This is a genomic window from Hwangdonia sp., from assembly GCF_048381975.1.
GTDB classification, from domain to species: Bacteria; Bacteroidota; Bacteroidia; order Flavobacteriales; family Flavobacteriaceae; genus Hwangdonia; species Hwangdonia seohaensis.
In genome coordinates, this window is sequence record NZ_JBLWYT010000009.1 from 81,765 (window position 1) to 98,493 (window position 16,729).

A 16,729-nucleotide genomic window follows, 5' to 3' on the forward strand; every position below is an offset into this window, starting at 1 on the left:
AGTATTTTCAAATGTAATAAATTTCTAAGCGTATTCTATTTATTTTATAATATAGTAATCATTCAAATTTCTACTAAAAATTGATTATTTTCGTTGCATCAAAATTTAAGCATAAAAAAATGAGCAAAGAAGTTGTTATTGTATCGGCTGCAAGAACACCAATTGGTAGCTTTTTAGGGGCTTTATCTACAGTTCCCGCTACAAAATTGGGCGCCATTGCAATTAAAGGTGCCCTGGAAAAAATCAACCTTAAACCCGAGTTGGTCGAAGAGGTTTTAATGGGCAATGTTATTCAAGCCGGTACCGGACAAGCACCGGCAAGACAAGCCGCAATTTATGCCGGCATACCCAATACAGTGCCTTGTACTACTATAAATAAAGTTTGTGCTTCAGGCATGAAATCCGTTATGCAAGCCGCTCAAAGTATTGCCCTTGGCGATGCCGATATTATTGTTGCCGGCGGAATGGAAAACATGAGTTTAATTCCGCATTATTTATATGCGAGAACGGGTACAAAATTTGGCCCAACCACTTTAATTGATGGGATGCAAAAAGACGGATTGGTTGATGCTTACGACCAAAATGCCATGGGTGTTTGCGCCGATGCCTGTGCTGTTGAATATAAGTTTTCCAGAGAAGATCAAGACGCTTTTGCCATACAATCGTACACACGTTCTGCAGCAGCATGGAACGCCGGAAAATTTGATAACGAAGTTGTTCCTGTTGAAGTGCCACAACGCCGAGGCGAACCTATTATAGTTAACAAAGATGAAGAATTTACCAATGTGAAAATGGAAAAAATCCCTGCATTGCGGCCAGCCTTTACAAAGGATGGTACCGTAACTGCGGCCAATGCTTCTACCATTAACGATGGCGCGGGAGCCATGGTTTTAATGAGTAAGGAAAAAGCAGAGGAATTGGGCTTAAAACCTTTGGCAACCATAAAAGGCTATGCTGATGCCGCACACGAACCAGAATGGTTTACAACGGCACCGGCAAAAGCGTTACCTAAAGCTTTAAACAAAGCAGGTATTACCATGGACAATGTTGATTATTTTGAATTTAACGAAGCGTTTTCAGTTGTTGGTTTGGCCAATATGAAAATTCTCGGACTTAATGATAGCAACGTTAATGTTAATGGTGGTGCGGTTTCTCTTGGGCATCCGTTAGGTTGCTCTGGGGTACGGATTCTAATTACCTTATTAAATGTTTTAGAACAGAATAATGCTAGAATTGGTGCAGCGGCTATTTGCAATGGCGGCGGTGGTGCATCGGCAGTTGTTATTGAACGAAACTAATATTGAATGCAATACGGAATTTGTAATTTAAGCATTGTTTCCTTAAGGTTAGAACCCTCTGATAAAAGTGAACTTATTTCGCAAGTATTATACGGTGAATATTTTAAAGTTTTAGAACAGCGTAAATATTGGAGCAAAATCAGAGTCGCTTTTGATAATTATGAAGGTTGGATAGACAATAAACAATACATTGAAATTACCGAAGAACAATACCAAGCTTTAAACCAAGAAACCCCAAAGCTTTCGCTGGATTTGGTTGAGTTTGTTCAAGATGCGGACAAACAGTTGTATTCCATTCCATTGGGGTCTTCGTTAAATGGGTTATCGATTTTAAAACATCATTTCGATGGAAATTCAAACACCGAAAATTTATCAAAAAGCAACCTTATAAAAACATCTTTTTTATACTTAAACGCACCCTACCTTTGGGGCGGAAAAACGCCTTTTGGTATTGATTGCTCTGGTTTTACCCAAATGGTGTACAAACTAAATGGTTATAAATTGTTACGAGAGGCCTCGCAGCAAGCCACACAGGGTGAAGCATTGAGTTTTATTGAAGAAAGCGAACCCGGGGATTTGGCTTTTTTTGATGACAACGAAGGCATCATAACGCATGTTGGCATTATCATGAAAGACAATTACATTATTCACGCTTACGGCAAAGTACGCATTGACAGATTAGACCATTCCGGTATTTATAATGTAGATAAAAAAATGCACACGCATAAACTAAGGGTGATTAAAAAAATTGTCTAGTCGCAAAATAAATGACCCAAGATTTTATCGGATAAAAACCTAAGCAACAACCTTATTGTTTAGTTTTTTTTAATGCAAATTTCGGTTATAGCCTTTTAGTTTTTGGCTGCTTTCTTTTTCATTAATTGATGGACTTCCAAGGCCTGTTCAAAATGTCTTTGTTCGTGGGTCACTATAATATCAAAAGCTTTTTCTAATTTGTAAACTATATTTTTATTTGCCGGAGATGAGATTACGGTTCCTTTTTCTATCAGGTCTTTCGAATTTTGAATGATGTTTTTCAATTCAGATTGATGCTTTCTAAATCTATCGAGAATCCCAATTGCGATATCGCTTTCATTTGGCTCCCACATGGTAAATGTTTTCATTTTCTTTTTCCTATCGGGCTGAACTGCCTTTAAAACAGTTTTCCCAAAAAATGATACAAGAAATCCAAATTTGGCTAAAAATGGGGTTTTATAAGTGTCCTTCCGAATGGAATCGATTACCGGGAAATAGCTCTCGTTGATTACAATTAAATGTTCCATATTTTGAGAAATACTCCAAGTCTCGGCGTTTGGTTTCCAATTTAATTGTTCGAAACTTAATTCACCAAAAGTTTCAGAAAAATTTTGAGTCGTCTTGTCTATCTGTGCAATCCAATTTTCCATATCAATGAATTTTTTGTTTTTCAAACTTAGCGCAATCGATCTTTTTATAAAATTATATCACCTGTTCGACAGTACTAATTTAACAAAAATAAAAGCGGAAATAAAATGGTCGAAGACTTTACGCAGAAATAAAAAATTTCTTGAAGCGAAGTATCTTCGAGGCAAAGCCATAAAGGTATTTAGCTCGTTTCATTTTGTTCTTAGGGCTAAAAACCGAAATTTGTTAATTAGAGTCCCGATGTCTCGGGAATGACAGTTTCAACGAAAACCAGAAGCAGAGCCTCGTGGAAGACTTTGAGAAGAAGTAAAAACAATTCCAAAAACCAAAAAACCTTGCTAAATAATTAGCAAGGTTTTGATTTAAAAAAGATATTTTGTTTTGTGACCGGGCTGGGGCTCGAACCCAGGACCCTCTCCTTAAAAGGGAGATGCTCTACCAACTGAGCTACCCGGTCATTATTTCAACGTTGCCAACCTTATTACCGTTAGCGGGTGCAAATATAAAATGTTTAATTAATAAAACAATACTTTTTTTAATTAAATTTTCGTTTTTTTGCAGCTCTTAAACGTATGTTTTTAATAATCAATTTATAGCATAAAAATGATTGTAGTTTTAATTGGGTATATGGCTTCTGGAAAATCTACTTTTGGTAGGATTTTAGCAAAAAAATTAAGTTACGACTTTATTGATTTAGACGATTATATTGAAGAAAGGGAAAACACAACCATTAGCGACATTTTCAAACTGAAGGGCGAAATCTATTTCAGAAAAAAAGAAACCCAATACTTAACCGATATTTTACAAACCAAAAAGAAGCTGATTTTGTCTTTAGGCGGTGGCACACCCTGCTACGGAAACAATATGGAAACCGTTTTAAATTCAAAGGATGTGGTAAGCATCTATTTAAAAGCTACTATACCAACCTTGGTTAACCGATTGAAAAACGAAAAAGCCAAACGACCTTTAATCGCGCATATTGAAACGGACGATTTACTCGCCGAATTTATAGGAAAGCATTTGTTTGAACGCGCGCCGTTTTACGGTCAAGCCGATAAAATTATTTCAACCGACAACAAAACTGAAAAAGAGATTATTGAAGCTATCCTTTTGGAGTTATTCTAAAACCGCTTCAATTTTTTCACCTTCTAAAAAAACATTAACATGCTCGTGTAACGATGTTGATAAAGAAATTCCTTTAAAATCGGCTTTAATAGGATATTTTTTATGATTTCTATTAACCAAAACAGCGGTTTTAAATTGTTTTAATGGCACATCTAAAAAATGCTTTACACCATAAATTAAAGTGGTGCCAGAGTTTAAAACATCATCAATTAAAACCAAAGATTTATTTTGATACTCCTTGGCAGGAATTGATGTTTTAATTGGCGATAACGGATTTTTTTTATCAATACTAACTTTACAAAGCACCGGATTTATATCAGATATTTTACTCAGCGCTGTTTTTAGTTTTTTTGCAAGAATGTAACCATTTCGGTCTATGCCAGCCAAAATAACCTCGGTTTCATTCACGTTGTTTTCGTATATCTGAAAAGCAATACGTCTTATTTTATGATTGATTTCGGTATGGGTCAGGATTACATTGTTCATGGCACTAGGGTTCAGCTTGTTAAATTAAGGTTTAAAATTACTCATTTCCTTCAGTAAAATCATCAATATCGCGTCTATCTTTTTTTGTAGGTCTGCCAACGCCCTTTTTTCGGTAATAATCTTTAGCGTACTTTAAAAGCTCTTGGGCTTCAAATTGTTCTTTTGGCGTCATATCGGTTCTATAAATATCAACCAGTTTTGCGCCAATTCTACTTTCAGGTATATCATTAACTTTTAGTTTATAGTTAATTTGGTTCTTCCGTAACTCCACAATATCCTGCGCAAACACTTCTCTACTGGGTTTAACAACATCGTTGTTTATTTTAACCTGTCCTTTTTTACAAGCTGTTGTAGCCAAAGATCGGGTTTTGTAATATCTAATACACCATAAATACTTGTCTATCCGCATACAATTATTCTAAAAACTACGTTAATGTTGTTGTGCAAAACTATATTAAAATTGTATCTTGCGCCTCAAAAATAATCAATAATGAGAAAAGGAAAAATAGCTTTATCTATTTTATGTTTAATAGTTGGATTTCTGTCTTGTAACAAAGATGACGGTGGCAGTTTTACTGAAGTGCCACAAAGAGACCGAACCGAACAGCAGGCTTCAGACAAAGATTCTTTAGTTAAATATTTAAACGGACATTATTACAATGCGAGTGCATTTATCAATAATACCAACCCGAGTATTAAAGATTTAGTAATAACCACAATAACCGACGAAGTCATTTCCAGCGATGCCGATTCTTTGTTAATTAATGCCGTAGACCTAAAAACGGTGAAGTTCTCTGAAACAGATTACGAGTTTTATATTCTTGATTTAAACCCAAATGCTGGAGGTGAATCGCCTAAATTCTCAGATCAAATTCGCGTAAACTATGAAGGTTTCACACTTGATAATAAAGTTTTTGATAGTGCCGTAACCCCAGTAGATTTCGATTTGATTTCGCTTGTACCGGGATGGAGAAAGGTTATGCCATTTTTTAAGGCAGCCGAATCTTTTACCAACGAGAACGACGGTACCGTTAGTTTTACAAACCACGGTGTTGGCGTTATGTTTTTGCCTTCTGGATTGGGCTATTTTAGCAATGCTACAGGCGGAATTTCAGCATATACATCCATTGCTTTTAAGTTTGATTTGTTCCAAGTTGCTGAAAACGACCATGATAATGATGGCATTCCATCTTATTTAGAAGATTTAAATGGCGATGGGGAATTTACCCTGAATACGGGTGTAGACACGAATGATGGCGATGATACCGATAATGACGGTATTCCTGATTATTTTGATATAGATGATGATGGCGATGGCGTACCGACCCTTAATGAACTTGAGCATAAAACCTATACGGTTGACACCAACCAAGGCGAAGAAGAACCTGTTTTAGCTGCTGAAGAATTTGAGTTTAGCCGATCAAAAAGTGCCGGTATTATTACCATAAAAACGGTAACCATAGTAGATTCCAATAACGATGGTTTGGCTGATTACCTTGACAAAAATATTGCCATAGACTACTTAGAATAATAAATTGAAGAACCAATAAAAAAAGCGACCAATCGGTCGCTTTTTTTATAACATAATATCCTTATTATTAAAATGACGTTGATGCAAACAACATACCACCCAAAAACATTAAAACATAAATACTAATAATTACAATGGCAAAAATGCCCATAAATTTATAATGAGACTTTAAATTGGTAAAAGCCGATTTAAAATCCGCTTTATTTGTTGTGCTCAAAGCATTTTTCATCTTTCTTGAAAAATTAAACAAATAGAGTACCGGGAAAAAATAAATGAGGCCCATGCCCACATAAATAAGCCCGAAATACCCCATTGGAAACCCCATAGCATCATATGGGTTGCTACTTCCAAAAGTGTTGGTTCCCATCATGGCGCCTAAAAACACGCCGGCAATTACCATTAAACCTATTCCTATAAAACCAATTATAGATAACAAATAAGTCCAAGAGGAGGTTTCTTTTAAAAGTCCTTTAATGTCTTCACCTATTTCCAATTCAAAGCTTTCAAAAGCCGATTTCTGTTCCATATTTTTTAGGCTTCAAACTGTTTTAAGGTATCAGTAATAATACGCACACAGTCCAACAATTGCTCTTCAGTCATAACCAAAGGAGGCGCAAATCGAATGATGTTTCCGTGTGTAGGTTTTGCTAATAAACCGTTATCGCGCAACGCCAAACAGATATTCCAAGCCGTATCGCTGTCTTCATCATCATTAATAACAATAGCATTTAAAAGGCCTTTACCTCTTACTAAAGTAGCAATGTTGCTTGTTTCTATATATTTATTTATTTCGCTTCTAAACAATTGCCCCAATGTTTCGGCATTATTTGACAATGCTTCCTCTTTTACAACCGTTAAAGCAGCCATAGCTACAGCAGCAGCAATAGGGTTTCCGCCAAAAGTACTTCCGTGGTTTCCTGGTTTTATAACCTTCATAATGTTATCATTTGCTAAAACCGCAGAAACCGGATACGCACCACCGCTTAAGGCTTTACCAAGAATTAAAATATCGGGGTTTACATTTTCATGGTTTACAGCCAAAAGTTTTCCGGTTCGTGCAATGCCCGTTTGCACTTCATCTGCGATAAAAAGCACATTGTATTTTTCGCATAATGCCTTTGCTTTTGTTAAATACCCTTCGCTCGGAACATAAACACCAGCTTCCCCTTGAATGGGCTCTACTAAAAAACCACCAACATTTGGATTGTTTTTTAAAGCATCTTCTAAGGCTTCTAAATTATCATATTCAATTTTTATAAATCCTTTAGTATAGGGTCCAAAATTTTTACGCGCCACAGGATCGTTTGAAAATGAAATAATAGTGGTTGTCCGTCCATGAAAGTTGTTTTCGCAAACAATAATTTCGGCTTTGTTTTCATCAATGCCTTTAACCTCGTAAGCCCATTTTCTACAAATTTTCAAAGCTGTTTCTACGGCTTCGGCCCCTGTATTCATGGGTAATAACTTATCAAATCCAAAAAACTCGCAAGCGAATTTTTCGTATTTCCCAAGCATATCATTGTAAAATGCCCTAGATGTTAATGTTAAGGTTTGTGCTTGATTGGTCATGGCTCCAACAATTTTTGGATGACAATGCCCTTGGTTTACCGCTGAATATGCAGATAGAAAATCGTAATACTGTTTTCCTTCTACATCCCATACATACACACCTTCTCCCCTGCTTAATACCACAGGTAACGGATGGTAATTGTGTGCACCATACTTGTTTTCTAAATCGATCGCTTGTTGCGAAGTTAATTGGTTTAAAATTGCCATTTTAAAGAATTTAAATATTAAAAAAATGCAATTCCTTCTGTACCTTTATTCTTTCGGAATCCCAATGTTTATCGGGACGAAAAAGCAGCGTGGGAGAGAAATCATCCCTAGGAATTGCAATATTAACAAATATTTATGGCGTTTTAAAATTCTATTTCATTTTATGATATAATGATGACACTTGCAATTCCAACCGTTTCATCTCTCTTAAAATCGCATTTTTGTCCATTTGCATCCACGCAAACACCTTTAACATACTTACACCAAGCAAGAATACAATGCTTCCCAATCCCCATTTTAAAAGGTCTTTAGTTGTTTCAGTATTAAAAAATTGCACGAGGCAATAAATGAACAGTCCGAAAAAAACCAAAGTCATAATATTCATCATAACCAACAGCCATTTGTTTTTTCCCTTAAACAAACCACCAACCATTTGCCATGTGTTTTGCTCATCCAAATCGTCGTAAAACTTAGCCTCTTCCTGGGTTAATGTTTCTTTTATTAATTTATCGATGTCTTCCATATTATTTTTCATTTGTGTCGTTTTTAATTATTAATAATCGTTTCGTTTTTCTTTTAATGTGTCTTTTAATTTTTCCCTGGCATGAAATAATCTTGATTTTGCAGTACCTACCGATATATTCAAAATAGCGCTAATTTCCTTTAACGAATAGTCTTCAACATAAAACAATTTAATCACGGTTTGCTGATGTTCCACTAAATTATTAATCGCTTTTAAAAGTGCTTTTTTTAAGGCTTCATCAGTCTCGTTTTCAATGTCTAGGGTGTCTTGTTCGTATTTGTAATGTTCTAAATTATCTCGTGTTCGATTATTAGAATTGATGTAATCTAAAGCCTTGGTGTAAACAATGCGTAATGCCCAAGAACCAAAGCTACTAGGGTCTTTTAGCTTGTATATTTTATCAATGATGGTTTTCCAGCTTTCCTGCGCAATATCTTTGGCAACATCGGCATCTTTAACCAGCCAAAATGCCTTTTCGCAAAACAGCTTGTGCCAGCGTTTAACCAATTCTGTAAGTGCGCTTGCATGCCCAGAAAGGTATTGGGTAACCAACATCGCATCTATGGTTTTATCCTTTTTCAATGCGGTTTGGTTTATATTGCTTTTTCCTTTTTTTGCCTTTAATCATTCTAAGAAATTTTACCCAAAAATTATATTTTGTTTCTTTTTTTTCTGATGAAAACTGATTTTACCATTTATAAAGGTTTATATCAAATTGATTGATTTTTCGTTTACGGATAATTATAACCACCATACTATAAAGACGGCAAATTTTATAAAAGGTTCATTTATTTTCAACTTATTTTACCATGTGCCTAAAGTTAATGGAAATAAAACGACAAGTTTTTAATGCGATTTTAGAACTTATTTAAACTTCTTAAAATTGAATTGAAAAAGTATAAATGAGTTCAGTATTTTTGCAGCATGTCAAAAAGAAGAAAACAGAGAAAACAAGTTTTTGAAAACGTAGAAGTAATCGATGCCGGGGCAAAAGGAAAAACCATTGCCAAAGCACCCGACGGGAAAGTTATTTTTTTACCCAATGCCGTTCCTGGCGATGTGGTTGATGTGCAAACCTTTAAAAAGCGAAAAGCTTATTATGAAGGAAAAGCAACGGTTTTTCATAAATTATCCGATAAAAGAACCGAGCCTGTATGCGAGCATTTTGGAACCTGTGGCGGTTGCAAATGGCAAGATATGGCTTACGAACACCAACTGTTTTACAAGCAAAAGGAAGTTACCAATAATTTAACCCGAATTGGGCACATTGAGTTACCGGAAGTTACCCCTATTTTGGGTTCTGCCAATCCTTATTTCTACAGAAATAAAATGGAGTTTTCGTTTAGCGATTCGCGTTGGTTAACTTTTGAAGAAGTACAATCGGATAAAGATTTGGGCGACAGAAATGCTTTAGGTTTTCATATTCCCGGAATGTGGGATAAGATTTTAGATGTTAAAAAATGCCATTTACAGGCCGATCCTTCAAATGCGATTAGGAATGCGGTAAAGGCGTTTGCCATTGAAAATGAATTGGAATTTTTCAATACCAGAAATCAAACCGGATTGTTGCGTACCATGATGATTCGCACATCCAGTACGGGCGATATTATGGTTATGATTCAGTTTTTTAAAGACGATCAAGAAAAACGTGAATTGCTATTGGATTTTATTGCTGAAACTTTTCCGGAAATAACCTCATTACAATATGTTATAAACGGAAAGGCGAACGATACCATTTACGATCAAAACGTAATTTGTTATAAAGGTACCGACCACATTTTTGAAGAAATGGAAGGTTTGCGCTTTAAAATAAATGCCAAATCGTTTTATCAAACCAATTCCGCGCAAGCGTACGAACTTTATAAAATAACACGCGATTTTGCTGGATTAACAGGCAACGAACTCGTTTACGATTTATACACAGGCACAGGCACCATTGCACAATTTGTCGCAAAAAAAGCGAGTAAAGTGGTTGGTGTTGAAGCAGTGCCCGATGCCATAACAGCTGCAAAGGAAAATGCACAATTAAATAACATTAATAACGTTGAGTTCTTTGTTGGCGATATGAAACAGGTTTTTAACACCGCGTTTATCACAGCGCATGGGCAACCCGATGTTATTATTACCGATCCGCCACGCGATGGTATGCATAAAGATGTGGTGCAGCAAATATTAAATATTGCGCCAAAAAAAATAGTGTATGTAAGCTGTAACAGTGCCACACAGGCCAGGGACTTGGCGTTAATGGATGCTATGTATAAAGTTGTAAAAACCCAAGCGGTTGATATGTTTCCGCAAACGCACCATGTTGAAAATGTGGTGTTGCTGGAAAAACGTTAAAAGTTTATTCGTTTATTTGTATAAAATGAAAATGAAGTATTTTAAATATCTTTTTTTACCAATTATGGTATTGGTAATTGGAATTACAGCAAGTTGCGAACGCGACGATATTTGTCCCGAAAGCACCTCGACCACTCCCAGTTTAATTATTGACGCTTTCGATATTGACAATCAAGAGGATGTCAAAAACGTTTTCGATTTGGTTGTCGCCGGTATTGGCAACAACAGTGTGTTGCCCGGATACGCCATTACCCGAACCGCCAACCTTATTCTGCCATTAAAAACCACGGAGGACACCACGCAATATGTACTTATAAATGAGGCCACCATAAACGATAACGGCACGCCTGATGATACCACAGATGATTTTTATGATGGCAACCAAGATATAATAACCATAAGCTACACCAGAGAAGAAGTTTTTGTTTCGCGTGCCTGCGGTTACAAAACTATTTTTAAAGATGTTGAAGTTGTTGTTGAAGCCGATAGCGACAATTGGATCCAATTAATACAACCTGTAAATAACCCACAATCTGTAGAAGATGAAACAGCGACACATTTTAACTTATTTCATTAGTAGTGCGTTTTTACTGCTATTTTGTGTTTCTGTAAATGCGCAAAACGACAGTATTCCCAATACGGTAAACGACTCTGTAAAAATCAAGCAAAAATACGGACTTCGGGTTGGTGCCGATATTGGCAAATTGATTCGAACGGCTGTTGACGATGAGTATTCCGGTTTCGAAATTGTTGGCGATTACCGACTTAAAAAGAAGCTTTACTTAGCCGGGGAAATTGGTGTTGAAGAAAAAAACAACGCAACCGATTATTTAGATATTACAACCAAAGGCAGCTATTTTAAAGGCGGTATCGATTACAACGCCTATCAAAACTGGTTGGATATGGACAACATGATTTACTTTGGGTTTCGCGTTGGTGCCAGTTCGTTTAGCCATACTTTAAATAGCTTTACGGTTTATAATACCAACCAATATTGGGGCGAGCAACTTTCATCTGATACGCCTCAGGAATTTAATGGCTTAACCGCTATTTGGGCAGAACTTATTTTGGGTTTAAAGGCAGAATTGTTCACCAATTTATACATGGTCTTAAATGTGCAGCTTAAGGTTTTGGCAAGCGAAACAGAGCCTGGGAATTTTCAAAATATATACATTCCCGGATTTAACAAAACCTACGATAGCAGTCGTATTGGCGTGGGTTACAGCTATACCATTTCGTATCGCATTCCGCTTTATAAAAAGGACAAATAGCTTTTAATTCATTTTTAAAATGAAGAAATTAGTAAAAATCATTGGCAGCATTATGGTAATTGGTGTTGTTTATGTATGCCTATCCATTTCACCTATTTTCTTTCAAGATTTTTCGAGTGAAACAACCCATGATTTCTTAATAATCTCCCATCGTGGTGCGGCACAATTAGCGCCGGAAAACACGATATCGTCGGTAAAAGCGGCTTTAAAACAGCAACCCGATCGTATTGAAATTGATGTACAACAAACTAAAGATTCGGTGGTGGTTTTAATGCACGATACTACTTTGGATAGAACAACCAATGGCACGGGATTAATAAAAGAAAACACCTTTTCAGCGCTTTCAAAATTAGATGCGGGCTCTTGGTTTTCGAGTGATTTTTCAAATGAAAGAATTCCCACTTTAGAAGCTATTATTAAATTAATTGATGGCCAATGCCAATTAATTATCGAGATTAAAAAAGGCGATGATTACTATCCGAATATCGAAAAAAACATCGTAAATATTATAACGAAACACCAAGCTGAATCTTGGGTGATAATTCATTCGTTCGATTCTAAGGTTTTGGAACGCGTGCATCAATTAAACCCAAATATTGCGTTGCATAAATTGTTGGTTGGCAAATTAAAATTTATGCCATTTATCATTTCAAATCAATTTGAATCTTTTCATATTGATAAACGGCCGTACATAAAAGCATACAGTATAAATTATGCTTTCGCCAATCGCGACATCATCAATCTTTTAAAATCCAAAGGTAAAGAAGTCAACGTTTGGAATTTAAATGACGCTGGTTACGCCAAGGAATTAATTTCACTTGGGGTTGATGGCATTATTACAGACAACCCTAATCTGCTAAAAAATTAAAACAAACGGTTTATCTTCTTATTTGTTGAAACCATGCCTGTTTGAGCGATTTTCCAATAGAAGAAAATTGGATAGATAAGAGGTTTTCAAAAGGTGAAAATAAAATTGATTATCGATCCTGTTTTCTCATGTAAAGATGAGTGAAATTCACCCGAATTGACAAATATTTGCACCATTCATAAAGTTGTTGTACTTTAGATTACTCCCTTTTTTCATATAGCATATATTAGTGAAATACTGTGCTTTAACACACGCTTCACAAGTTTGGAATGCCTAAAAATTTCAAAAAAAAGTGATTAATCCAACATTACAATGAATATGAAAACGAATCCGTATCAATCAAAAGCCCTTTTTACCTTCAAATTAATGGTGTTATTTACCCTGTCGTTGCTGTTAACTTCCGCAAGTCCTAAAAACAATCGCTATTCAGATTCACCTTCAAACAACAAACCAGATAATATTACATTTAATGCTAAGGGCCTTCATTTTGAAACCGTATTAACCAACATTTTTGAAGGCAATTTTATCGATATTCCTTTTGATAGAGACGAAACCACCTTTATATTGCTTTTTAACGCCTATGTAACCACTTACGCCAAACATTGCACCTCCAGTTTGCCGGCTAACAAAATTGAATTAACCCGACCGGAATGCGTTAAAGAACGGGTAACTACAGATGGTTATGGTTGGGAAATTAGCAGAACTTGTATAGAGTGGATTGATGTTGGCACAGGTTTATACGCGGCACCCGAAATGTTTAATACCAAAGTAATTCTTGATAATTTACAAGCTGGAGATGCATTCCGGAATATGTATAAAATGATGAAACAGGACAACCCCATTGGAATCGCATCGAGCGTTTTAAACAATTCGCAGGCTGCCGATGCCGATATGAAAGCGCTGCTTAAAATGAACGGTTGCAAAAGTGAGGGTTTAATGCGTTTTCAAGACAATTTACGTCTGTTTGCATTGGGTAAACAACCCATTCCTATAAGCGGAAAAGCAAAAGCTGTGGTGTCTTCTAAAAACCAAAATTTAACAAAACTAGCCGAAGATTTGGTGTTCGAACACTCCAAAACATGGGCCATGAACCGCTACCAACGCGGAAGCATATCTGACGTTTCCGAAATAAAAGACAACCAAGGCAAACTTATCGAAATACGAACCAAATACGTGTACCAAGGTTTTAGCGGACGCAACAATGGCTCGGTTAGAATAACATTTACCGACGGTTTACCGGAGTGCCTTTATTTTTTCGATTTCCCCAATGCCTGCAGAACAGCAGACCGTAAAATTGTGGCGCGGTATGCCGTTGGGAATTATCAAAACTGATTTTGGTTTTTGAAATGCTTTAATAGTAGTATTATCTTATTCCATTCAATTAGTTCATAATGAACACAGTCAAAGTTACGTCATTGCGAGAAGCAAACGACGTGGCAATTTGTTATTCGTTTTTTTAATCCCTAAAAAACTGTAAAGGTTAAATTTTAAAAATTACTTCAATACTTCCTTCCTAATAACCTTTATTGTTAAAACTACGCAGAAGTTCACATTGATTTTCTGATAAAAAAATCTAACTTCGCTTATGAGTGGATATAAATCTCTAATAACGGATTCATATCCTAATTGTTACGACAAACTAAAAAAACGTACATGTTAATTTTTAAAAATTCCTGGAGTAATTTAATATTACTAATGCTTGCAATCTTGCTTTACAACTGCTCAAACGACAAAAAGACCAAATTTAGCACGAACTATTTTCAAATACATATTGATAATAAGGGCTTTATAAAAAGCATGAAAAACACCACAAAAGAACCCTATAGAGAATTTAGCCCTCTTGATAAACCATCCCCATTAATGCAACTTTACGATGGTAAAAAGAAAATATATTATAAACCTATAAAGGCAAAATTTAACAGCATAGAACAATCTATCACACTAAGCTACACCAATGGTTCAGTTGCTCAAATCAAACTGACACCTCAAGAAAAATATTTCAAATTCACACTCCAGTCACTTACACCACGCCATGGAGTTGATGGTATTCAATGGGGACCATACCACACAAATATTACAAACCTGATTGGAGAAATTATAGGTGTTGCAAGAGATACTAGCAAGGTGGTCAATTATGCAGTTGGAATGCTTGCCCTCGACGACAACACATTAGGCGGTACTTCTGAAACCATAGCCGACGCCGCACCTTTTCAGTACATCATCCATTCTCCCGATGCGGAACTTTACCCGCTACCAGATTCATTACACGAAGGACAAATTTTTACTCTGGGAGGGAATGGAATTAGTGATGTTGCCTTTTATGCACACAAAGAGCCGTATTACAGAATTATGTATGGCAACTCAGCACACGTTGATGACAAAGGAAGAATTTCAATTAATTACCACTCCAGAGACAGAACATTTGAAAGAGAAGTATATTATTCACTAATACCAAATATGGCAGCCAATACGCCTAATCATTTGGAAGTTCAGCCATTGCCGGGAGTCGATTATATTGGGTCTTCTATTGCTTTATGGGGAAGTGCCGATAGTACGGCGTTGATGGATGTGATTCAAGACATTGTATTAAAAGAAAACTTGCCGTATCCAACCATTAATGGAAAGTGGGTAAAAGATCCAACAGCTTTTGTTCCGGATGCACTTACCAGTGGTAATTTATACGATAGTATAATTACTTATACTTCACAACTAGGTTTTAAAGCCATCAGTTTGTACGACCAGGGTTTTATATTGCCCGACCGTGGTAATGAAGGTTATATTGATGGTAAAAATTTTGAAAATAAACCAATAAAACTAACAAGTGGCAACCTATCGCATAAAGCATTTTCCGAAGTGGCAGCGGCATACGGAATAACCATTGGGAGAACACCAATTACAAATGCATTGGCACCAAAAACCAAAGATGCTAGCCCCATTCCAAGTGACAGCTTGTGTTATCAGCAAAAACGTTTATTAACGAAAAGTATAAACCCTAGTGATACACTCATTTTTGTAAACGACCCTAAGTATATGGAAGAGATTGCTAGTTGGGAAGGACATGCAAAAAACCTGAATATGATAAAAATCGGTAAAGAATTAATTCATTATCTGGGTGTTTCAAATAATGAACCCTACCGCCTTTTAAATGTAAAACGCGGGTATTGGAATACCACACCCGCAAACCATCAAAAGAACGATACTATTTACAAGTTGCAGGTTACCTTAAACTATGGATATGATGGCCTGATACCCAATATGGAACTTCAGGATAAAATAGCCGAATATTATGCCGATGTTTCTTTTATTAATGGTTTAGGCTATTACGATTTCGACGGACAGGAATTTTTGTTTAACAATGGGCATGGGTATTACTCGGCAAAACGTTTTTTTCGTAAAATGTTTGAAAAGGCAGAAGCACTTGGCATACCTCCTATTCGCTTTACTGGAGCTACCCTATCAGAAGGTTCGTGGCATTATCAAAGTATTTGGAATGTTGGTAGTGGTAAAAACCTGTACGATGTTAACACCAGAGAATGGGGCAGCACCACGAGCCAAGGTAAGGACCTTCGTGATGTAACATTTGCCAACTATTTCCCAGTTGGTATGGGAGGTAATTTTGCTATCAATGCACAGTCAACCGTTGAACAATACGAGCATATACAAGCTATTTCAGTTGGGATGGGAACCACGTACAGTCTCATTTTAAATCAGAAAGATGTGGAAAGCTGTCCAGAAAAAGATGCTATTTTTAAAGCCATTCGAACGTGGGAAGACGCCCGTAGCGCCAATGCATTTCCAATACGTGTAAAAAAATTATTGGTTAACCCTAAAAAAAACTGGACCTTAAAAGCAGGCAAAAACAAAGATACTTGGGTTCTAAATGAATTAAAAGATGGCAAAGTAATTAAAACATTCGTTTTACACAGCGATGATAATTATTAGGTCCGTATTAAAGCGACATGTCAATCTGTTTATTAATTAATTTAAAACGAACAGGTTTTAATTTAAAAGATGACTTCCGCATACATTCTTTCAAATAACCTTTAATACTAAAACTACGTAGAAGTACGTATTGATTTTCTGATAAAAAAAATATAACTTCGCTTA

The 16,729-nt window shown here is 36.1% G+C and carries 17 protein-coding genes and 1 tRNA gene; 10 read left to right on the forward strand and 8 right to left on the reverse strand.

Features of this window, described 5'->3' with window-relative positions:
- The first annotated feature begins 119 nt into the window (after nucleotides 1-119).
- Nucleotides 120-1,298 carry an acetyl-CoA C-acyltransferase gene (locus tag ACN5J7_RS14750; protein ID WP_418604496.1) on the forward strand — a complete coding sequence of 393 codons (1,179 nt, stop codon included), beginning with the start codon at nucleotides 120-122 and terminating at the stop codon, nucleotides 1,296-1,298.
- Between the two features lie 6 nt (nucleotides 1,299-1,304).
- Nucleotides 1,305-2,054 carry an NlpC/P60 family protein gene (locus tag ACN5J7_RS14755; RefSeq protein ID WP_418604497.1) on the forward strand — a complete coding sequence of 250 codons (750 nt, stop codon included), beginning with the start codon at nucleotides 1,305-1,307 and terminating at the stop codon, nucleotides 2,052-2,054.
- A gap of 95 nt (nucleotides 2,055-2,149) precedes the next feature.
- Here ACN5J7_RS14755 and ACN5J7_RS14760 read toward each other — a convergent pair whose 3' ends face one another.
- Nucleotides 2,150-2,704, reverse strand: a complete 555-nt coding sequence (locus ACN5J7_RS14760; RefSeq protein WP_418604498.1) for a DinB family protein — start codon at nucleotides 2,702-2,704, stop codon at nucleotides 2,150-2,152.
- 382 nt (nucleotides 2,705-3,086) lie between these two features.
- Nucleotides 3,087-3,159: transfer RNA gene (locus tag ACN5J7_RS14765), tRNA-Lys, on the reverse strand.
- 146 nt (nucleotides 3,160-3,305) lie between these two features.
- Here ACN5J7_RS14765 and ACN5J7_RS14770 point away from each other — a divergent pair.
- Nucleotides 3,306-3,827, forward strand: coding sequence for a shikimate kinase (locus ACN5J7_RS14770; RefSeq protein WP_311938733.1), 522 nt, complete (start codon nucleotides 3,306-3,308; stop codon nucleotides 3,825-3,827).
- On the opposite strand, the gene ACN5J7_RS14775 is transcribed toward ACN5J7_RS14770, so the two are convergent.
- Together ACN5J7_RS14775 and ACN5J7_RS14780 are read right to left on the reverse strand one after the other, a co-directional pair.
- Complete coding sequence (locus ACN5J7_RS14775) at nucleotides 3,819-4,313, reverse strand: phosphoribosyltransferase family protein (RefSeq protein WP_311938735.1); 495 nt, start codon at nucleotides 4,311-4,313, stop codon at nucleotides 3,819-3,821. The genes ACN5J7_RS14770 and ACN5J7_RS14775 overlap by 9 nt on opposite strands.
- A gap of 37 nt (nucleotides 4,314-4,350) precedes the next feature.
- Entirely contained in the window at nucleotides 4,351-4,722 is a 372-nt protein-coding gene (locus ACN5J7_RS14780) for an RNA-binding S4 domain-containing protein (RefSeq protein WP_418604499.1), read from the reverse strand.
- 81 nt (nucleotides 4,723-4,803) lie between these two features.
- Here ACN5J7_RS14780 and ACN5J7_RS14785 point away from each other — a divergent pair, with 81 nt between their 5' ends.
- Nucleotides 4,804-5,844 carry an FKBP-type peptidyl-prolyl cis-trans isomerase gene (locus tag ACN5J7_RS14785; RefSeq protein WP_418604500.1) on the forward strand — a complete coding sequence of 347 codons (1,041 nt, stop codon included), beginning with the start codon at nucleotides 4,804-4,806 and terminating at the stop codon, nucleotides 5,842-5,844.
- 67 nt (nucleotides 5,845-5,911) lie between these two features.
- Here ACN5J7_RS14785 and ACN5J7_RS14790 read toward each other — a convergent pair whose 3' ends face one another.
- The 4 genes from ACN5J7_RS14790 to ACN5J7_RS14805 form a co-directional block, all read right to left on the reverse strand.
- The gene (locus ACN5J7_RS14790; RefSeq protein ID WP_311938742.1) at nucleotides 5,912-6,370 is read right to left on the reverse strand and encodes a DUF5362 family protein; all 459 of its coding nucleotides are present in this window, start codon (nucleotides 6,368-6,370) and stop codon (nucleotides 5,912-5,914) included.
- A gap of 5 nt (nucleotides 6,371-6,375) precedes the next feature.
- Nucleotides 6,376-7,620 (reverse strand): ornithine--oxo-acid transaminase, encoded by a 1,245-nt coding sequence (gene rocD / locus ACN5J7_RS14795; protein ID WP_311938744.1) that lies wholly within the window; start codon nucleotides 7,618-7,620, stop codon nucleotides 6,376-6,378.
- Between the two features lie 151 nt (nucleotides 7,621-7,771).
- Nucleotides 7,772-8,155 (reverse strand): DUF6768 family protein, encoded by a 384-nt coding sequence (locus tag ACN5J7_RS14800; protein ID WP_418604501.1) that lies wholly within the window; start codon nucleotides 8,153-8,155, stop codon nucleotides 7,772-7,774.
- A gap of 18 nt (nucleotides 8,156-8,173) precedes the next feature.
- Entirely contained in the window at nucleotides 8,174-8,725 is a 552-nt protein-coding gene (locus ACN5J7_RS14805) for an RNA polymerase sigma factor (protein WP_418604502.1), read from the reverse strand.
- A gap of 342 nt (nucleotides 8,726-9,067) precedes the next feature.
- On the opposite strand from ACN5J7_RS14805, the gene rlmD reads away from it, so the two are divergent.
- From rlmD to ACN5J7_RS14835, 6 genes are all read left to right on the forward strand, one after another.
- Nucleotides 9,068-10,483 (forward strand): 23S rRNA (uracil(1939)-C(5))-methyltransferase RlmD, encoded by a 1,416-nt coding sequence (gene rlmD / locus ACN5J7_RS14810; protein WP_418604503.1) that lies wholly within the window; start codon nucleotides 9,068-9,070, stop codon nucleotides 10,481-10,483.
- Between the two features lie 31 nt (nucleotides 10,484-10,514).
- Nucleotides 10,515-11,060: a DUF6452 family protein gene (locus ACN5J7_RS14815; RefSeq protein ID WP_418604504.1), complete on the forward strand. Its 546-nt coding sequence runs from the start codon at nucleotides 10,515-10,517 to the stop codon at nucleotides 11,058-11,060.
- Complete coding sequence (locus tag ACN5J7_RS14820) at nucleotides 11,026-11,754, forward strand: DUF6048 family protein (protein WP_418604505.1); 729 nt, start codon at nucleotides 11,026-11,028, stop codon at nucleotides 11,752-11,754. The genes ACN5J7_RS14815 and ACN5J7_RS14820 overlap by 35 nt, the downstream gene beginning before the upstream one ends.
- 19 nt (nucleotides 11,755-11,773) lie before the next feature.
- Nucleotides 11,774-12,622, forward strand: a complete 849-nt coding sequence (locus ACN5J7_RS14825) for a glycerophosphodiester phosphodiesterase (RefSeq protein WP_418604506.1) — start codon at nucleotides 11,774-11,776, stop codon at nucleotides 12,620-12,622.
- Nucleotides 12,623-12,934: 312 nt separating this feature from the next.
- Nucleotides 12,935-13,954, forward strand: a complete 1,020-nt coding sequence (locus tag ACN5J7_RS14830; RefSeq protein WP_418604507.1) for a hypothetical protein — start codon at nucleotides 12,935-12,937, stop codon at nucleotides 13,952-13,954.
- A 465-nt stretch (nucleotides 13,955-14,419) separates the two neighbouring features.
- A complete protein-coding gene (locus tag ACN5J7_RS14835; RefSeq protein WP_311938758.1) occupies nucleotides 14,420-16,564 on the forward strand; it encodes a hypothetical protein in 2,145 nt (714 codons plus the stop codon).
- The last annotated feature ends 165 nt before the right edge of the window (nucleotides 16,565-16,729 follow it).